General features: G+C 70.9%; 15 protein-coding genes and 7 tRNA genes. 9 read left to right on the forward strand and 13 right to left on the reverse strand.

Annotated elements, in window-relative coordinates:
* Positions 1–20: 20 nt before the first annotated feature.
* Positions 21–1,505, reverse strand: coding sequence for an AMP-binding protein (locus AB0K12_RS39335; RefSeq protein ID WP_364572718.1), 1,485 nt, complete (start codon positions 1,503–1,505; stop codon positions 21–23).
* A 164-nt stretch (positions 1,506–1,669) separates the two neighbouring features.
* Positions 1,670–1,852 carry a hypothetical protein gene (locus AB0K12_RS39340; RefSeq protein WP_355425106.1) on the reverse strand — a complete coding sequence of 61 codons (183 nt, stop codon included), beginning with the start codon at positions 1,850–1,852 and terminating at the stop codon, positions 1,670–1,672.
* A 197-nt stretch (positions 1,853–2,049) separates the two neighbouring features.
* Between AB0K12_RS39340 and AB0K12_RS39345 the strand changes: the two genes are divergently transcribed.
* Positions 2,050–5,214, forward strand: coding sequence for a hypothetical protein (locus AB0K12_RS39345; RefSeq protein WP_364572721.1), 3,165 nt, complete (start codon positions 2,050–2,052; stop codon positions 5,212–5,214).
* Between the two features lie 58 nt (positions 5,215–5,272).
* Positions 5,273–8,572: a tetratricopeptide repeat protein gene (locus tag AB0K12_RS39350; RefSeq protein WP_364572723.1), complete on the forward strand. Its 3,300-nt coding sequence runs from the start codon at positions 5,273–5,275 to the stop codon at positions 8,570–8,572.
* A 62-nt stretch (positions 8,573–8,634) separates the two neighbouring features.
* Here AB0K12_RS39350 and AB0K12_RS39355 read toward each other — a convergent pair whose 3' ends face one another.
* Positions 8,635–9,468 carry a MerR family transcriptional regulator gene (locus AB0K12_RS39355; RefSeq protein ID WP_364572725.1) on the reverse strand — a complete coding sequence of 278 codons (834 nt, stop codon included), beginning with the start codon at positions 9,466–9,468 and terminating at the stop codon, positions 8,635–8,637.
* A gap of 163 nt (positions 9,469–9,631) precedes the next feature.
* On the opposite strand from AB0K12_RS39355, the gene AB0K12_RS39360 reads away from it, so the two are divergent.
* Complete coding sequence (locus AB0K12_RS39360; protein WP_364572727.1) at positions 9,632–10,399, forward strand: MerR family transcriptional regulator; 768 nt, start codon at positions 9,632–9,634, stop codon at positions 10,397–10,399.
* Positions 10,400–10,447: 48 nt separating this feature from the next.
* On the opposite strand, the gene AB0K12_RS39365 is transcribed toward AB0K12_RS39360, so the two are convergent.
* Entirely contained in the window at positions 10,448–10,867 is a 420-nt protein-coding gene (locus AB0K12_RS39365; RefSeq protein WP_364572729.1) for a hypothetical protein, read from the reverse strand.
* Positions 10,868–11,019: 152 nt separating this feature from the next.
* Here AB0K12_RS39365 and AB0K12_RS39370 point away from each other — a divergent pair, with 152 nt between their 5' ends.
* Together AB0K12_RS39370 and AB0K12_RS39375 are read left to right on the forward strand one after the other, a co-directional pair.
* Complete coding sequence (locus AB0K12_RS39370) at positions 11,020–11,391, forward strand: YciI family protein (RefSeq protein ID WP_355425091.1); 372 nt, start codon at positions 11,020–11,022, stop codon at positions 11,389–11,391.
* Complete coding sequence (locus AB0K12_RS39375; protein ID WP_364572731.1) at positions 11,388–12,626, forward strand: sigma-70 family RNA polymerase sigma factor; 1,239 nt, start codon at positions 11,388–11,390, stop codon at positions 12,624–12,626. The genes AB0K12_RS39370 and AB0K12_RS39375 overlap by 4 nt, the downstream gene beginning before the upstream one ends.
* On the opposite strand, the gene AB0K12_RS39380 is transcribed toward AB0K12_RS39375, so the two are convergent.
* The 9 genes from AB0K12_RS39380 to AB0K12_RS39420 all read right to left on the reverse strand — a co-directional run bounded on the left by AB0K12_RS39380 (position 12,593) and on the right by AB0K12_RS39420 (position 14,779).
* Positions 12,593–12,994, reverse strand: coding sequence for a hypothetical protein (locus AB0K12_RS39380; protein ID WP_364572733.1), 402 nt, complete (start codon positions 12,992–12,994; stop codon positions 12,593–12,595). The two genes, AB0K12_RS39375 and AB0K12_RS39380, sit on opposite strands and share 34 nt — an antisense overlap.
* A gap of 104 nt (positions 12,995–13,098) precedes the next feature.
* A tRNA-Cys gene (locus AB0K12_RS39385) sits at positions 13,099–13,168 on the reverse strand.
* A 19-nt stretch (positions 13,169–13,187) separates the two neighbouring features.
* A tRNA-Tyr gene (locus tag AB0K12_RS39390) sits at positions 13,188–13,268 on the reverse strand.
* Between the two features lie 6 nt (positions 13,269–13,274).
* A tRNA-Arg gene (locus AB0K12_RS39395) sits at positions 13,275–13,350 on the reverse strand.
* A gap of 1 nt (position 13,351) precedes the next feature.
* A tRNA-Glu gene (locus tag AB0K12_RS39400) sits at positions 13,352–13,424 on the reverse strand.
* A 1-nt stretch (position 13,425) separates the two neighbouring features.
* Positions 13,426–13,501: transfer RNA gene (locus tag AB0K12_RS39405), tRNA-Leu, on the reverse strand.
* 1 nt (position 13,502) lies between these two features.
* Positions 13,503–13,577: transfer RNA gene (locus AB0K12_RS39410), tRNA-Gly, on the reverse strand.
* A gap of 4 nt (positions 13,578–13,581) precedes the next feature.
* A tRNA-Ala gene (locus AB0K12_RS39415) sits at positions 13,582–13,652 on the reverse strand.
* 311 nt (positions 13,653–13,963) lie between these two features.
* Positions 13,964–14,779 (reverse strand): SDR family NAD(P)-dependent oxidoreductase, encoded by an 816-nt coding sequence (locus AB0K12_RS39420; RefSeq protein ID WP_364572735.1) that lies wholly within the window; start codon positions 14,777–14,779, stop codon positions 13,964–13,966.
* A gap of 131 nt (positions 14,780–14,910) precedes the next feature.
* On the opposite strand from AB0K12_RS39420, the gene AB0K12_RS39425 reads away from it, so the two are divergent.
* From AB0K12_RS39425 to AB0K12_RS39440, 4 genes are all read left to right on the forward strand, one after another.
* Positions 14,911–15,501 carry a TetR/AcrR family transcriptional regulator gene (locus AB0K12_RS39425; protein WP_364572737.1) on the forward strand — a complete coding sequence of 197 codons (591 nt, stop codon included), beginning with the start codon at positions 14,911–14,913 and terminating at the stop codon, positions 15,499–15,501.
* Positions 15,502–15,578: 77 nt separating this feature from the next.
* Entirely contained in the window at positions 15,579–16,061 is a 483-nt protein-coding gene (locus tag AB0K12_RS39430) for a hypothetical protein (protein ID WP_364572739.1), read from the forward strand.
* A gap of 215 nt (positions 16,062–16,276) precedes the next feature.
* Positions 16,277–17,014: a helix-turn-helix transcriptional regulator gene (locus AB0K12_RS39435; protein ID WP_364572741.1), complete on the forward strand. Its 738-nt coding sequence runs from the start codon at positions 16,277–16,279 to the stop codon at positions 17,012–17,014.
* Between the two features lie 11 nt (positions 17,015–17,025).
* Positions 17,026–17,348 (forward strand): NADH-quinone oxidoreductase subunit H (locus AB0K12_RS39440; RefSeq protein ID WP_364572743.1); only part of this gene is annotated, 323 nt, incomplete at its 3' end.

Consider the following 17,348-nt stretch of genomic DNA (forward strand, 5'->3'; position numbering starts at 1 on the left):
CGTTCTTCCTGTGATCGTGGTCAGGTGGCGTCTGGCCGGAGCATGTCGAGCAGCCGCGACTTCACCACCTTGCCGAGGTGGTTCTTCGGCAGTTCGGAGACGAACAGCAGCCGGCTCGGCAGCTCGTGCCTGGCCAGCCGGTCCATCAGGAACGTCCGCAGGTCGGCGAGGCTGACCGGCGACCTGGTCACGACGGCGGCCGCGGTGACCCGGCCGAGCACCGGATGCGGCACCCCGACCACGGCGGCCTCGGCGACCGACGGATGCTCGTACAGCGCGGCCTCCACCTGCAGCGTGGACACCTTGTGCGCGCCGGACTTGATGACGTCGCTCTCGCGGTCGACGAGGTAGAGGTAGCCGTCCGCGTCGAGGTAGCCGACGTCGCCCATGCGCACCCAGCCGTCGCGGAAGACGGTCTCGCTCAGCCCGCGGTCGCGGTAGTAGGAGCGGGTGCCGACGGGTGAACGCAGCCAGACCTCGCCCTGCTCCCCGGTCTCCGCGGGCCGCCCGTCCGGGCCGACGATCTTGAGGTCACCGCCCGAGTGGGGCCGTCCCACCGAGGCCGGCCGCGTGGGGTCCACGATCATCACGGTCTGCGCCGGAGCCGCCTCGGTCGAGGTGTAGTAGTTGACGATCGTCGCCTTCGGGAACGCCTTCGCCATCCCGGCCGCGACGGCGGGCGGCAGGCTCGCCGCGGTGGATCCCAGCAGCCGCACGCTCGACAGGTCATGCCGCTCATGGACGCCGGCGTTGAGCAGCTCGATGGCCATGGCGGGCACCACGAAGACCGTCCCCACCCGGTACGACTCGATCAGCCGGGCGAAGCGGGCGGGCGTGAAGCGCGGCATGGTCAGCGCGGCCGGGCGGGCGCCCAGGGAGTTGACGAGCATGGTCTGGCCGGCGTTGCTGCCGATGGGGAAGGCGTGCAGGAAATGCCGGGAGTGCAGGAGGCTGCGGCGCTTGGGGTCGGCGGACAGGCCGTGGGCGAGGTTGGCGTGCGTGGCACCGACCCCCTTGGCCTTGCCGGTGGTGCCGGAGGTGTAGATGATCTGCGCCAGCGCCTTCGGAGCCAGTGCGGCGTCCCGCCCGCTTGCCGGACCTTCGGGTTCCAGATCCGCCAACGTCGCCCGCCACGCCCCTCCGTCCGGCGGATCGATCCCTGGCCCGTGCAGGACGGCGCTCACGGAGCAGTCGGTCAGCGCGTGGCGCACCTCGGCGGGAGCCAGCCGCGCGGACAGCGGGACGGCGACGCAGCCCGCCCGCATCACCCCGCACCAGGCGACGGCGAGGTCGATCCAGTCCCGCTCGTCGAACACCAGCCCGACCCGCTGCCCGTCCGCCAGGCCGCGTCCGAGCAACGCGTGGGCGACCGCGTTGGAGCGCCGGTCCCACGCGCCGAACGTGAGCGTCCCTACCTCGGCCACCACGAGCGCCGGGCTCTCGGGCTGCTCCTGGGCGCGACGCGCGAGCAGATCCGGCACCAGCAGCCCAGTGTCACCCTTCACCACGGTAAGTGACCGAAATATTTCGTTACCATGGCCTACTTCCTTGACTCGTATCCCACGCAGATCACGCCATATACGGCCGCCCCGAAACCCGTATGGTCGGAAGAATAGGCAATCCGAGCGATCGGCAACAGAGGGAAACTTTAATAACTTGTCCGAAACTTTCAGCCGTACGCCGCGAGGGCCGCGAAGTAGAGCCCCAGGCCGGTGGCCGCGGCGCCCGCGCCGGTGAGGACCGCCTGCGCGCTGCTCAGGCCGGCCGCGCGAGCGACCAGGTACGCGGTGACGGCGACGTTGATCGAGACGGACAGCGCCAGCAGCAGGGACAGAAGCTGCGCCAGGTTCATCGGAAGGCTCCCCTCGGTGACTGCCACCGAGGCTGGCCGTCCAACCGGCCGTCCAGCACCTGTCACGTCGCAGATTGGTCACGCCCGGCCGGGACGCGCTGCTCACCGGCCTACAGTTGAGGCAAGGGATCGGCCGTTCCGGCCGGGTGTCCAAAGGGCTGTTGGACACGTGGTCGCCGATGGCGAGGACGGGACACATGACGGGTGCGGCCGGCGACTTCGGCGAGCTGATCGCCGAGCTGGCCGACTATCGCGTCAACCGGCTGGGCCGTCTGCCGTCGGATCGTGCGCTGGCCAGGGCCGCGGGCGTGCAGCCGACCACGATCGGCAACTGGCTGCGCGGCGAGCAGTTCCCCCAGCAGCTCGATCCGCTGTTGCGCCTGATCCACGCCGTACGGGCCCAATCCGGTCCGGTCGGCGACCCGGCTGCCGCCGCCCTGCTGGACGAGCAGCGGTGGCGGCGCGCCTACCAGGAGGAGGCCCGCCGCCGCGCGGAGGGAATCAGTGAGGCGGTGCGCGCGGGGCAGGGCCGGGCGGTGCTGGAGGCGATGCGGCCCGGCTGGCCGCTCGGTGAGGTGAGCGACCCGTTCAGGTTCGGGCTCGAGGTGCACCACGCGATCGACTCGCCGGTGCCCGGCGCGCCGCCGCTGCCGGCGTACGTGCCGCGCGACCACGACCGGCGGCTGCGCGAGGTCGTCGCGCGGGCCGCCGGCGGGGAGAGTTGCGTCGCGGTGCTGGTGGGCGGGTCGTCGACCGGCAAGACCCGGGCCTGCTGGGAAGCCCTCCCCCTGCTCAGGGACGGTGACCGGCCATGGCGGCTGTGGCATCCCATCGACCCGACCCGCCCCGACGCCGCCCTGGCCGAGCTGCACGACCTGGCTCCGTACACGGTGGTGTGGCTCAACGAGGCCCAGTTCTACCTCTCACCCACGGGCGCCGGCGAGGAGGTCGCCGCCGGGCTGCGCGAGCTGCTGCGCGACCCGGTACGGGCCCCGCTGCTGGTGCTCGCCACCTTGTGGCCGGAGCACTGGAACGCCCTGACCACCCGCCCGGCCGCCGGGCAGGACCCGCACGCCCAGGCCAGAGAACTGCTGAAGGGCCGCAACATCCACGTGCCCGACGCGTTCACCGACGCGGACCTTCAGGCCCTGGCCGGCCAGGCCGGTGACGATCCCCGCCTGGGCGAGGCCGCCGAGCGGGCCAGAGACGGCCAGATCACCCAATACCTGGCGGGAGTGCCGGTCCTGCTGGACCGCTACGAGCAGGCCCCACCTGCCACGAAGGCGCTGATCTGGGCCGCTATGGACGCCGCCCGTCTCGGCGCCGGCTCGCACCTGCCGCTGCCCTGGCTCGCCGACGCCGCCCCCGGCTACCTCACCGACACCCAGTGGGATCAGACCGGCGACGACTGGCTGCACCGGGCCCTCGAGTACGCCGCCACCCCGTGCAACGGCATCCCCGGCATCCTCACCCCCGTCAAAACCGGCCCCCCGCGCAACCAGCGCACCCCCGCCGCCCCCGCATCCGGGCCGCCGCTCTACCGGCTCGCCGACTACCTGGACCAGCACGGCCGGCAACACCGCGCCACGGAGATCCCGCCCATCGACTTCTGGTCAGCCGCCGCCCACCACGCCCGCCCCGAGGATCTGACCAGACTCGGCTATGCCGCCCGAGCCCGGGGCCTCTACCGCGACGCCGCCCAGCTGTTCAAGCACGCCACCGCCCACGGCGCCCCCGACGCCGCCGCCCGATTGATCACCCACCTGCACGCACTGCACCCCGGCGACCACCGTCCGGCGAGCTGGGCCGTCGCTCACGCCGCCCTCGACGACCCGAAGGCGGTGACCGCACTGCTGGGCGATCTGCGCGGGGTGGGGGCCGACGACGAAGGTGTCGTCCTGGTCCGCCGCGCCGCCGCTCACGTCTCCGTCCATGATCCGAACGCGGTGGCCGAGTTGCTGGACGCCATGCAGCAGGCGGGGGCCGACACCCAGACCGCCGTCCTGGCCGGACGCGCCGCCGCCCACGCTCCCCTCCACAACCCGAACGCGGTGGCCCGCCTTCTGAGCACCCTGCGCCGGTTGAAGGCCAAGGACTCGGTCACCGCGCTACTGGCCCGGGACCCCGCCACCCACGCCGTGCTCGACAACCCGAACGCGGCGGCTTATCTGCTGGACATGTTGCTGGGGGTGCGGGCGGGCGCTCAGGTCGGCGTCCTGGCCGCGCGCGCCGCGGCCCACGTCTCGCTGGAGAGCCCGAAGGCGGTGGCCCGCCTGCTGAGCCGCCTGCAGCGAGCGGGCCACGAGGCCGAGACGACCGTTCTGGCAGAACGCGCCGCCGGCCACGTGTCCCTGGACGACCAGAAAGCGGTGACCGGCCTGCTGCACTGCCTCCGCCGGATCGGGCGTGACATGCAAGCGACCGTCCTGGCCGCACGCACCGCCCACCTCCCTCCCGACGCCCCGGACGTGCCGGTGGAGCCGAAGATCATGCCGCGATCGGCAGGGACTCACGATCACATTGCCGCGCTACTGACCCTAGATCCTGCCGCCCGCGACGACCCGGACGCGGTGATCGTCCTGCTGCACGTACTCCAGCAGGTGCGGATGGAGGCGCACGTAGATCTCGGCAACCCGGCGAGTCTCCTGGACAGCCTGCGGCGGCTGAGCAGCGCTGAACAGGTGACCGCGCTGGCTGAGCGCGTCGCCGTACGAACGTCCCTCCGCTCGTCAACGGTGCTCACCCTGCTCGACGGCCTGCGGCAACCAGGGGCCGAAGCCCGGGTCGCCGCTATGGCCGACCACATCGCCGCAACCGCTCCCCTGGACAACCTCATCAGGGTGGCCGACCTCCTCGACGGTCTGCGGGAGGCCCATCTCGACTCCCAGGCCATCACCCTGGCGGAACGCGCCGCCACGCACGCCCTCCTCGACTATCAGGATTACCGGCTATTGATCTTCGTCACCCAGCTCCTGGGCGCGCTGCGGCGGCTGGGAGCCGACGCCCAGATCGCTGTCCTGGCCGACCGCGTCGCCGCGTCCGCACCTCTCGACGACCCCACCACGGTGGCCAACCTCCTGAGCCACCTGTGGACAAGGGACCTCGCCACCCAGGCCATGACCCTGGCCGCACGCGCCACCGCGTACATGCCCCTGCACGACCCGAGCGCAGTCAGCTTCTTGCTGGACCAATTACGGCAAGCCGGGGCGCACGACCAGATCACCACGCTGGCGGCACGGCTCCCCGCCGGCGGGCGATTCGACGCGTTCCTCACCATCGGTGATCACGAGCGGCGGTTCGCCTTCGGGCGGGAACCCGACGGCAGCCCTGCCGCCGTCTGGAGCTGGGCGGATCTGGAGTGATCGAGCGCTTCTGCAGCGTTCCAAGAACATCCTGAGGCCCGAACTTTACGATGAGGGCATGCCCGCTCGGAAGAGGCTTCTCGTCATCGCGGCCGGGGCGACGGCGAGCGCGGCTCTCAGCATCGTGGTCAACCTCGTCACAGGTGACCCGCTGCCGGGCGCGCTGGAGCCGCTGACGCCGTGGCTGTGGCCGATCCTGGTGCTCTGCGTCCTGCTCTCGGCCGGCTGCACGGCCCTCACGTACGACTGGGGCGGGCGCTCTTACCGCGACCTCGTCGACATCATGGACGCAGACGAACTCCGCGCCAACCCCTACACCGCCGACCGCGCCGCCCTGATCGCCCAGGTCGAGGAGGCGCTGCGCGAGGAGCACGTACGGCGGCTCAGCGGCCTGCCCGCGTTGCCGTTCACCTTGCACGACTCGCCCGAGTCGGTCGGCGACGCAGCGGAAGCGTCAGGCCCGCGCACGGCGTTGCGGGCCTACGACGACGGCAGGCAGTCGCTGCTGGTGCTGGGCGCCCCGGGCGCGGGCAAGTCGACCCTGCTCGCCGAACTCGCAGAAGACCTCCTGCATCGCGCCAGAACCGGTGGAGAGGACAAACCCATCCCGGTCCTGGTGCCTCTGGCGGAGTGGGGCCGCCGGCGGCGCTGGCGGGACGCGCTCCGCAGACGCCGCTCCAAGCGTGAGGACGAACCCGTCCACCTCGGCTCCTGGCTCGTGTGGTACCTGAACAAGCAGTACGGCCTGCCCCCGTCCCGGCTGCGCGCCTGGATCGCTCTGGGCCGGCTCGCCCTGCTGTTCGACGGGCTGGACGAGGTGCGTCCCGACATCAGGGCCAAGTGCGCCAAACACCTGGATGCCGTGGCGCGGCACGGCGAACGCTTACCGATGGTCGTCACCTGTCGCCAGGAGCACTACGGCGACCTCCCCGAGCCGGTACGCCTGCGCGCCGCCGTGACCATCGCCCCGCTGACCCGGGAACAGGTCCACGAGGGCCTCGGCACGCAGGCGCCGGGCCTGCGCGCGGCGCTGAAGAAGGACCCGGGGTTGTGGGAGCTCCTCGACTCACCACTGTGGCTGCAGATCGCGTACCGCGTGTATCGGGACGCGCCGGGAGCCGGGCCGGCGCTGGTCGGCAGCCCGGCACGGAGAAGAGGGCTGCTGCTGGACGCCTACGTCTGCGACGTGCTGGAGAGGCGGCGGTCCAGCGCCCGCCGCGACCCGACGACCACCTTGCGGGCGATCATCCACCTCGCCCGTCTCTCCAAAGGTGCCGACGGCACGTTCGTCGGTGACCTCGGCCGCATGCACCGGACGGCGGCGAACGAACCCGCGGTGGTCTTCCCCTTGATGTCCCTGGTGATGGGACCGCTGATGGCGGCCGTGCTCGTCACCGGCCTCGTGCTGCCGCTGGCGCGCCCGCTCGGCCTGCTGCCCACCGGGGTGCTCGCGGTGCTGTTCGGCGCCACGGCGCTCCTCGCCGTGATGCCCGGCATGCTCGCCGGACCTTCGATCGGCCTGCCGCCGCAGGTGCTCGGCGCCAGGCCGGCACGCAGGGTGCTCTCCCTGACGGCCGCCGTCGCGGTCGGCGTGCTGCTCGGCGTGATGCTCACGCGCGCGGGCGCGGCACTGGCCGCGGAGCTGGCCGGCTGGAATCGGCTCTACATCGTCCTGTCCGTTCTCGTGGTGATCTGCCCCGTCGCGTACTACGCGGCCAGGACCCGGTCCATGCGCTGTGCGGCCTTGGGCCTGCTCGGCGCCGCCGGCGCGGGCGGCGTCCTGCTCTTCCCGGTGCCGCGCGCCGAGTTCGCCGCCGCCTCCGCCCACACCGGACTGGTCGTCGCCGTGCTGGTGGTGCTCTATTGCCTGGCCCCTCCCCTTTCGGAGAGGGCGAGTGGCACGAACAACGCGGCCGACAACCTCGCCGTCAAGTCCTCGGTCTGGATCTACGTGGGCGGTTGCCTCGCCGTCCTGATCGCGGCCGCGCTTTCGGGCGCGCCCGTGCTGCGGACGTTGCCGTCCTTCCTGCTGGGGGCGTTCGGGGTGGCGGTCCTCGTGAGCGTCCCCGCCGCTCTCGCCGGCCTCGGCCTGCGCTACCTCCTGCGTCCGTCACTGAACCGGCTTCTCCTGGCCTGGCTCGGCATCCTCCCCGTACGCCTGCGCCCCTTCCTGCGCGAACTGGAGCACCACGGGCTGGTCAACCGGGTCCAAGGACGCCGGCAGTTCATGCACGTGCTGATGCTCGACCACCTCGCCGGGCTCGACCCGTACGACAGCGTCCACACGCCCGCCCCGCTCGAGGAGCCGCCGATGGAGGCGTTGCGTGCGGCGCCGCCCCGGCCGGCCGGGCACAGGGTGCCCCACGCCTTCCTTCGCCTGCGCGCGGACCTGCTGGAACACCCGCTCAAAGACGGCGAGCGCACTCTGCGGAACGCCCGTGACCTGGCCGAGCTCTCCCACTCGGCGCACGGCCGGCTGGTGATCGTCGACGGCGCGGGGACGAACCAGGCGGCCGACGTCCTCGGCGAACTGGCCGCCGCCGAATGGGACGACGAGCGTCTGCCCGTCATCCTCGACGCCTCGACCTGGCAGCCCGGATACGAGATCCGCCTCGGCCTCGACGCCGCCCGCCCCCACCGGTCCATCACCCGGTGGATTCTGCGCAGCCTCCGCGACGCCCACGGCGACGACCCGATCGCGACGCTGCGCCGGCTCGCCTCCGGACGGCTGTCCCTCCTGCTGCGGGGGTTCGACGACCTGCCGGCCAGACGCCGGCGCCGCTTCAAGGCGTCCCTGAACGAGTTCCGCAGCGCCTACCCAGCCCTGCCCGTGACGCTGGCCTGCAGCGAGAAGGCGTACCGGCTGGCGGGCGACAAACTGTACGACGGCCTGGCCGTCGAGATCACCTCGGCGCTCGACCGCGGGAGCGCCCTGCTGGAGTCCGGCGACTTCCCCGCCGCCATCGCCTCCTACCGAGACCGCCTGGCAGCCGATGAACCGTCCTTGGCCGACCGCCAGAACTACGCGCACGCCCTGCACATGAACGGCGACCTCGAAGAGGCCGTACGCCAGTACCGTGCGGCCCTCGCCGCCGCCCCCGACTACACGGCGGCTTTGGAGATCCGCATCAGCCTCGCCGAAAGCCTCCAGATGCTCGGCCTGCTGGAGGAGGCCGAGGCCGAGCACCGCGAGGCGTTCGACGGTTACGAGCTGTTCTACGGCCCCGGCCACCCCGAGACCCGTGCGCAGCGGGGCCGGCTCGCCGACGTGCTGGAGCTGCAGGGCAAGTTCGACGAGAGCTGGACCTTGCTCCACGGCCACGACGACTCAGACCCGGACGAACACCGTACGACCTGACCGCCGTGCACTGCGGCAACACGCAGCTCGTGGCGGCGATGGGATCCCGACGGATAGGGGGTTCACGCGCGGAGGGCCTCGGCGGCCCACGTGAGTGAGGGGGTCAGCGGTTCGGGCGGCGGCCAGTCGTTGATCGTGGCGAGGAGTTCGAAGTAGCGGTCGCGGCGAGGGTCGTTCATGAACTCCAGCCTGGCCAGCAGCTCGTCCGCCGGTCCCAGGGCGCGCAGGTCCGCCACCACGTCGTCGGCTTCGGGCGAGTCGGGCGCGAGGTTCAGGGCCGGGGCCACGAGCATGCGTACGGTGGCGCCCAGGTCGGGGCGCGGCGGCACCGTGAAGTCCAGCCGCGCCACCATCGTGCGCAGGTGAGTGCGGAAGCCGGGATCGCTGATGAGATCGGTCAGCTCCGTCCAGGCCGCGAGCTGGTCGGGGCGGGGATCGTCCGGCAGCTCGGGCGTCATGGTGGTACGGATGCCCGCGTGCCGGTCGTCGAGCACGCTGTCGAGGAAGTCCTGGATCAGGTGCCGGCGTTCGGCCTGGTGGTGGGTCACGTCCATCTCCTCTGGGGTGGTGCCGCGTTCGGCCATGGTGGTCAGGACGGCATGCCGCAGCCGCAGGATCCGGATCTGCACCGCCACGGCCTCGGCGTGCGCCGCGGCCACCTCGGGCAGCGGCACCTCCCGGGTCACGACCTTGCGGATCGTGGGCAGGTCGATGCCGAGCTCGCGCAGCGTGCGCACGAGCTCCAGGCGGGCCAGGGCGACGTCGTCGTACAGGCGGTGGCCGGCCGCGTTGCGGCAGGTGGGCGGCACGATGCCGCGGTCGGCGTAGAACCGGATGGTCTTGACCGTCAGCCCCGTGCGGCGCGCCAGGTCACCGATCGTGAAGTACCGCTCCATGCCGCCACCCTGCCAGCTCCCCCTACGGGAGCCGCAAGCCGTCAAGCGACGATCGCCCGGTACGGGCCGCGGCGTGCTTGACTCTGCCGTTACGTCAATATCTAGCGTCGTGCGGGAGCCGGAAGATCCGGCTCGGTGAACGGGACGGGACGGTGGGCGGGCCATGACGTGGTCGATCGCACAGGTGGCGCGGATGTCGGGCGTGACGTCCAGGACGTTGCGTCACTACCACGCGATCGGGCTGCTGATCCCGGCCCGCGTCGGCGACAACGGCTACCGCCACTACGAGGAGGCGCAGCTGCTGCGCCTGCAGCAGATCCTCGTGCTGCGGGAGCTCGGACTCGGCCTCCCCGAGATCAAGGAGGTCGTCGACCGGCACACCGACCCCCTGGCCGCCCTGCGCGAACACCACCAGCGCGTCCTGCGGGAACGCGACCGCCTGGACGCGATGGCGCGCATGGTGGCCAGGACCATCACCGAGCTCGAACACACAGAAGGGAAGCACGGCATGTCCAGAATCAGCAGGCCGGAGAACCTGTTCGAGGGATTCGACGCCGCCCGCTACGGCGCGGAGGCGCGCGAGCGGTGGCCGGGGCATTGGGAGCAGTCCGGGCAGCAGGAGCTGCTGGACGGCCTCTCGCCGGAGGAGCTCGGCCGGATGCAGGAGGAGGCGACGGCGGGCATGATCCGGCTGGCCGAGCTCATGGCCGCCGGCACCCCGGCCGACGACCCCGCGGTGCTCGCCGAGCTGGACGTCCCCTTCCGGCTGATGAGCCGGTCCTGGACGCCCACCGCCGAGCAGTACGCGCATCTGGGGCGGATGCAGGCCGACGACGAGCGGTTCGCAGCCAACTACGAGCGGATCGCCGAGGGGCTGGCCGCGTACGTGCGCGACGCCATGGCCGCCTACGCCGCCGCCCGGCTGCGCTGAGCCGGGCCGGAGTTCCGCGCCCTCGCGCGGAACTCCGCACCCGTCCGACTACTTCCTGGTCATGGTCGAGGCGTAGCCGCCTCCGCCCGGGTAGACCCACTCGCCGGTGAGGGTGGTGTCGTCGGCGCTGAACGTGCCCGCGAAGTACGCCGGGCTGCCCTTCGCGCCGCCCCAGATGGTCAGCTTGTCGCCGGTGAGCTCGTACACGTAGTCGAGGGTGTTGCCTTCGGCGTCGTAGAAGCGCGACACGACGTCCTCGCCGGCCGGCTCGCCGAACGGGCGCAGGTGGCCGATCACCTCCATGCCGGTGACCTGCCGGCCGTACTGGGTGAGCTCGACGTGCTGGAGCAGGAAGAAGCCGCCGGGCATCCACTCGTACCGTACGGTTCCCTCGGCGCCGCCGGTGATGGTCCAGGTGCCGACGAGGCGGTCCAGGGCCTTCATCGCGGGGGTCGGCTGGTTGGTCATCTTGTCCTCCTTGGTGAGTGCTCGCCGGTACCTCGGAGGCGGTCGCCGGTCTTCGACGTCTTGCCGCTGTGATGTAGGTCACAGCGAAGACGCGTCGAAATCCTGGTAGCGGTGACGAGGTATCGAAAAGAACCGTCAATTGAAGGAACATCGTGAAATACCTGCTGCTCAGCTACACCCCGGCCGCCGCCTGGGACGCCGCGACCGCCGGCACGCCATCGGAGGAGGCGCTCGCCGCGTTCGCCGCGTACCAGAAGTTCGAGGAGGAGCTGATCGCGACCGGCGAGTTCGTCACCAGCGAAGGGCTCGGCCACCCGGTGGTCAGCACCACCGTGCGCAAGGGCGCGGACGGCGTGGTGGCGACCGACGGGCCGTTCGCCGAGCTCAAGGAGGTGCTCGCGAGCTTCGCCGTGATCGACGTCGCCGGACGGGAGCGCGCCGTCGAGATCGCCTCGCGGATCGTCGAGGTGCTGGGCGAGCCGATCGAGATCCGCCCGATCATGGGCGACGACTTCGCGGCATGACCGAGGTCGAGCAGCTGCTGCGTACGGAGGCGCCGCAGGTCCTGGGTGCGCTGGTACGCCGTTTCGGGAACTTCGACGTCGCCGAGGACGCGGTGCAGGAGGCGCTTCTGGTCGCGAGCCGTACCTGGGCGGCCGACGGCGTACCGGAGAATCCGCGCAGCTGGCTCATCCGCATCGGCTACCGGCGGATGGTCGACCTGCTCCGCTCGGAGCAGGCCAGGCGGCGCCGCGAGCACGAGGCGGGCGTCGCCGAGCTGGCCATGCAGGAGCCGTCCCGGCGGTCGGACCCGCCGCAGGAGGCGGACGACAGCCTCGCGTTGCTGCTGCTCTGCTGCCATCCCGCGCTGAGCGCCACCTCCCAGGTGGCGCTCACGCTGCGGGCGGTGGGCGGGCTGAGCACCGCGGAGATCGCGCACGCCTTCGGCATGACGGAGGCCACGATGGGTACGCGGATCAGCCGCGCCAAGCAGCAACTGGCGCGCGCCGGCGCCCGGTTCACCCCACCGAGCGGCGCCGACCGCGCCGGCCGGGTGGCCGCCGTGATGCAGGTGCTCTATCTGATCTTCAACGAGGGCTATACGGTCTCCGCTGGTGATCGGCTCGCCCGGGTCGATCTCACGGGCGAGGCGATCCGGCTGGCGCGCATGCTCCGTGACTCCCTGCCGGATGATGCCGAGGTGACCGGGCTGCTCGCGTTGATGCTGCTGACCGAGTCGCGGCGCGCCGCGCGTACGGGCGATCACGGCGAGCTGGTGCCGCTGGAGGAGCAGGACAGGGCGCGGTGGGATCCGGGGTTGATCCGCGAGGGCACGGAGCTGATCGACGCCGTCTGGCCTCGGCGGGAGGTGGGTCCGTACCAGTTGCAGGCCGCCATCGCGGCCGTGCACGCCGCTGCCGCGACGCCGGAGCAGACGGACTGGCCGCAGATCGCGGCGCTGTACCTGTGGCTCGAACGGCTCAGCCCGACCGCGCCGGTGCGGCTGAGCCGGGTGGTGGCGGTGGCGCAGGCGTACGGGCCGGTGCGCGGGCTGGCGCTGCTCGACGACCTCAACCGCCGGCACCGGCTGGACGAGGACTCGCTGACCCGGCAGCGCGAACGCGCGGTGCGCGCCCACCTGCTTCAGCTGACCGGCGACGCGGCGGGCGCGGCGCGGCTGTATCGCGAGGCCGCCGCCCTGACCGGGAACCAGGTGGAGCAGCGCTATCTGCTCGCGCGGGCGGACCACCTCGGCTGAGGCGCTCTCTCCGGCCAGTCGCGATGCGGCAGATAGGCGAGCCGCCACATGATGACCCCGACCCAGATCAGGCCGTATCCGGGAATGAGCAGCATGAAGACATCACGGAGCCGATAGGAGACGCGCTCGACCACGAAAGCCAGGGCGAGCATGCTCAAGCCAGGGCACAGAGCGAATCCGACCGCATCGGAGAGCGCCGTCATCTCCGCATCTCCCCTGGCCTGCGCCACAGCTTTGTACAAGGCGAACGGCACCAAGATGAAAAGCGCGTAGAGGCCGACCGCCAGAACCACGCGCACCACCGCCGATACGGGTTTGCGCCCCTGCGAGGAAGGACCCTCAGTCTCCGCCGTCTCCGCCATCTCCACCGCCGAAGCCTCCCTCACGCGAGCCGCCCGAGTATCCGGTGCCGCCGTCGCGATAGTGGGACTCACGATATCGCTGATAGGCGTATCTGGGGATGTGCTCTTCGAGACGCAGGCGAGAGTCGAACTCGCGCGAATCGGCTTTGCAGGCCGACCTCCGCACCGGCGAACTGCGCCAAGCCTCTATAAGAGGCGGTGCGCGAGGACGGAGTCGAACCGCCACAGCCGAAGCGTCCGGTTTACAGCCGGGTGGGCTCACCAGGTGCCCAGCTCGCGCATGACGTGGCCCCAGCAGGACTCGAACCTGCAACGGACCCGGCTTCGTAGGCCGGCGCTCTGATCCATTGAGCTATGGGGCCGTACCCCGTACCGGATTCGAACCGGCGATCTCCCGGGTGAAAGCCGGGTGTCCTGACCACTGGACGAACGGGGCCTGGTACGTCCGGCGGGATTCGAACCCGCACCATCCGGTTCCTGAAACCGGTGCCTCTCCCGTTGGGCTACGGACGCGTGGAGCCGCAGCGGGGACTCGAACCCCGTCCTGCTGGTTGGAAGCCAGCTGCCTTACCTGTTCGGCCTCTGCGGCGACGTGGACCGACGGGATCTCGAAACCCGAGCTCCTGCGTGCAAGGCAGGTGTGATGCCTTTTCACCATCAGCCCATGGTGCTCCACTGTGGAATTGTCAATCGGCAAAAGGAAAGGCCGCCTGGTGGTCACCTGGCGGCCTCCGGAATGCTCCTCTTCGAGGTTTACCCGGAAGCCTCGCGCAGCAGGGCGCAGCCCAGCGCGGCGAGCCGGCGATAGCGGCGCCGTTCCTGCCCGAGTGCGGCGGCTGCGAGAAGCATGGCTGGCCTTTCCTTGTCGCTGATCGACGGAGGGGGCGACCCCTCTTGCGTTCGTGAATGACACTAACGGCGGGCCCGACGGCCGTGCCACTTATTTATTGGTACGTACGGGCCCGCCGAATAGTTTCATCCGGGGGCGAGGCGGCTGAGTCGTTCCCAGGCCCGGTATTGCTCGGTCCGCGCCTGCTCCAATTGCAGCACCATGTCGTAGGAGGCGCCGCCGACGATGAGCCGCACCGGCGGCTCGGGCAGGTCGAGCAGTTCCATGACGGCGGGCACGGCGGTGCTCGGGTCGGGGCCGGCCTCGTCGCCCCACATCTCCGCGAGCTGGGCGCGCAGCTTCGCATAGAGCGGATCGGGCTCGGTCATGGTCGTGCCGACCGTGAACAGGCCGGTGTCGTAGCCGCCCATCTGCAGGATGGTGACCTTGATGCCGAACGGCTCGACCTCCATGGCCACCGCCTCGCTCACCGAGTTGAGCGCGGCCTTGCCCGCCGCGTACATGCCGGTCGAGGCGAAGCCGCCGCTCGCGCCCATCGAGGTGACTTGGAGGAGGTGGCCGGAGCCCTGGGCGCGCAGGTGCGGCACGACGGCCTGGGTGACCCAGACGGCGCCGAAGAAGTTGACGTCGAAATGGGCTCTGAGCTGCTCCTCCGTGGCCTCCTCCACCATTCCGAGCAGCAGACCGCCCGCGTTGTTGAGCACGACGTCGAGCCGGCCGAAGGCGGCCACGGCTTGTTCCACGCCCTTGAACACGGCCGCGCGGTCGGTCACGTCGAGCGGCAGCCGTACGAGAGCGCCGGGGTGCTTGTCGGCCAGCTCCGCCAGCGGCTCCAGGTTCCGTGCGGCGGCGACGACACGGTCTCCGGCGGCCAGCGCCGCCTCGGTGAACGCCCGTCCGAGGCCCCGCGACGCACCGGTGATGAACCATACTCGGGTCAAAATGCACTCCTTGATCAGCAACTGCGAGACGAGACGGCCCGTCTCGCTTCGAGATGCCTCAACTATGAGGCTCACACGCACCACTGTCAAGACGGACCGTCTCGTCTCGTTTGGATGCTATGCTGCCTCGCATGCCCAAGCACCCCGACCCTTCACGCCGCAGTGAGCGCTCCCGTCAGGCGATCCTCGACGCCGCCCGCGAGCTGGTCTCCGAGGTGGGTTACGCCAAGGTCTCCATCGAGGCCATCGCCGCCCGGGCCGGCGTCGGCAAGCAGACGATCTACCGCTGGTGGCGTTCCAAGGGCGCGGTGATCTTCGACGCGTTCCTCGCCTTGAGCGAGGTGGACGGGGGCGGCATGGCGCTGCCCGACACCGGCGACATCGAGGCCGACCTGAAGACGGTGATGCGGGCCACGGCGGCGGAGTTCGCCGACCCGGCGTTCGAAGGCCCGATCAGGGCGCTCACCACGGAGATCATCAACGACCCCGGCCTCGCGGCGCAGTACCGCGAACGCCTGGCCGCCCCGGTGGACGAGGTCAAGAAGGCCCGGCTGCGCAGCGCCCAGCAGGCCGGCCAGCTCGCCGCCGACCTCGACCTGGACGTGGCCCTCGAACTCCTGTATGCCCCGCTCTTCCAGCGCTGGATCTACCGCTCAGGCCCCCTGACCCCCGACTACGCGGACGCCCTCGTGGACCTCTTCCTCAAAGCCACCCGCCCGTGAAAGCTGACATTCAGAAAGTTGATCGCGCGGAGAACCTTCGCCGATGTGGCGGCATCCAAGCAAGCATGATGAAGACGATGATCGGGGCTTCGCTCCTCGCCGGTTCGCTGCTGGTCTCCGGTGCCACCGCGGCGGTGGCGGAGGTGAAGGCGCCGACGCTGGGGCCGCACGGGTACGGTGCCGTCAAGCTCGGCATGACGGCCAAGCAGGCTCAGGCGACGGGGGGCGTGGTCAAGAAGCTGTCGGGCGGCTCCGGCTGCTCCGGCTGGGATCTCAAGCAGTTCAGGACGCCGAAGAACTCGGTGGGCGTCTACATCTCGCCGCGGGTGGGGCTGGCGGCCATTTTCGCCGCGAAGGGCATGAAGACGCCGCAGGGCATCAAGATCGGTTCCACGGCCAAGCAGCTGAAGGCGGCGTACCCGCGGGTCAAGAAGAACTTCCAGGGCTACTACGTGACCGCGGTCCCGGGCAACAAGAAGGCGTACTACAGCTTCACCGTCTCGCGCGGCAAGGTCACCGAGTACGGCATCGCGCTCCACAAGCAGGACTGCTTCAACTAGCGACAGACCCGGCGCATACCGACGCTCATCGATGAGCGAGGCGCTCGCGCATGGACGGGGGACGACATGCGCGGGCGCCTGCGCCGTACCGGTCCTTCCAGGTGTCGAAGGCGGGCACGCGGCTTAGAGTGATCGCGACAGGTCAGCCTCTCTCGATCGGGGGTTCGATGGCGGTCCATTCGCTGCCGGCGGAGGCGCGGGCGAAGCCTTTGCGGATGGTCGCTCGTACGGCGCCGCCGCATCTGCGGCCGTACGTGCTGGGCTGGGCGAGCCACCGCGTCTCGGCGACGGCGCCGCCACCCAGCAGGATGTTGCCGCTCAACGCGGCCACGCTGATCATCGACTGCACCGGCCTGCCCGCGGTCCTCACCGGCCCGCGCAGCGTGGCGTCCCCCGCGGGCGAGGTGGGCTGGTACGACGGGGTGGCCGTCGGGCTCACGCCGGCCGGCATGTCGGCCTTGCTGGGCACCCCTATGCGTGAGCTCGCCGACACGGCCGTTCGCCTGGAAGGGGCGCGGGCGAAGGAGCTGGCCGAGCGGCTCGCCGCCGCCCCGTCCTGGCAGGGGCGCTTCGCGGTGCTGGAAGAGACGCTGACGGCGTGGGCACGTCCGGCCGACGACGACGCGCTGATCATGTACGCCTGGCGGCGGCTGCAGGCACCGGCCGAAGGGCTCACCGTCACGTCCCTGGCCGCTGAGCTGGGTGTCAGCCGGCGCTATCTGGAGCTGGGGTTCCGCCGGGTGGTGGGGTTGTCGCCCAAGACGGTCGCGCGGGTCGCCCGGTTCCAGCGGGCCATGGAGGTGCTGCGGCGGCCCGGGGCGACGCTGAGCGCGGCGGTCGCGTGCGGGTACGCCGACCAGTCGCATCTCAGCCGCGAGGTGCGGGCGATGACGGCGCTGACGCCGAAACAGCTGTTCGCACTTGTTCAAGACGTGGATCGTCTCTCCGCCTAGCATCGCCGCTCATGATGCTCACCGTGCAGGCCGATCCCACCCTGGCCGACTTCGGCAAGGACCCTCTGTGGATCACGATCGTCAAGGCCGTGATGCTGTTCGTCTTCCTGTCCCTGAGCGTGGTCTTCGGCGTCTGGTTCGAGCGCAAGCTGATCTCGCGGATGCAGCACCGCTACGGCCCCAACCGGGCCGGCAGGTTCGGCATCCTGCAGTCCGTGGCGGATGCGATCAAGATGGGGCTGAAGGAGGACATCTTCCCGCGGACCGTGGACAAGGTGCTCTACCTGCTGGCGCCGGTCATCATGGTCGTGCCGGCGTTCCTGGCCTTCTCGAT

It is taken from the genome of Nonomuraea sp. NPDC049419 (assembly GCF_040676995.1).
Taxonomy (GTDB): Bacteria; Actinomycetota; Actinomycetes; order Streptosporangiales; family Streptosporangiaceae; genus Nonomuraea; species Nonomuraea salmonea.

Coding starts and splice junctions, on each gene's coding strand:
- AB0K12_RS39340 (WP_355425106.1), bottom strand. CDS start 1,852: ATGAACCTGGCGCAGCTTCTGTCCCTGCTGCTGGCGCTGTCCGTCTCG.
- AB0K12_RS39345 (WP_364572721.1), top strand. CDS start 2,050: ATGACGGGTGCGGCCGGCGACTTCGGCGAGCTGATCGCCGAGCTGGCC.
- AB0K12_RS39350 (WP_364572723.1), top strand. CDS start 5,273: ATGCCCGCTCGGAAGAGGCTTCTCGTCATCGCGGCCGGGGCGACGGCG.
- AB0K12_RS39355 (WP_364572725.1), bottom strand. CDS start 9,468: ATGGAGCGGTACTTCACGATCGGTGACCTGGCGCGCCGCACGGGGCTG.
- AB0K12_RS39360 (WP_364572727.1), top strand. CDS start 9,632: ATGACGTGGTCGATCGCACAGGTGGCGCGGATGTCGGGCGTGACGTCC.
- AB0K12_RS39365 (WP_364572729.1), bottom strand. CDS start 10,867: ATGACCAACCAGCCGACCCCCGCGATGAAGGCCCTGGACCGCCTCGTC.
- AB0K12_RS39375 (WP_364572731.1), top strand. CDS start 11,388: ATGACCGAGGTCGAGCAGCTGCTGCGTACGGAGGCGCCGCAGGTCCTG.
- AB0K12_RS39425 (WP_364572737.1), top strand. CDS start 14,911: ATGCCCAAGCACCCCGACCCTTCACGCCGCAGTGAGCGCTCCCGTCAG.
- AB0K12_RS39430 (WP_364572739.1), top strand. CDS start 15,579: ATGATCGGGGCTTCGCTCCTCGCCGGTTCGCTGCTGGTCTCCGGTGCC.
- AB0K12_RS39435 (WP_364572741.1), top strand. CDS start 16,277: ATGGTCGCTCGTACGGCGCCGCCGCATCTGCGGCCGTACGTGCTGGGC.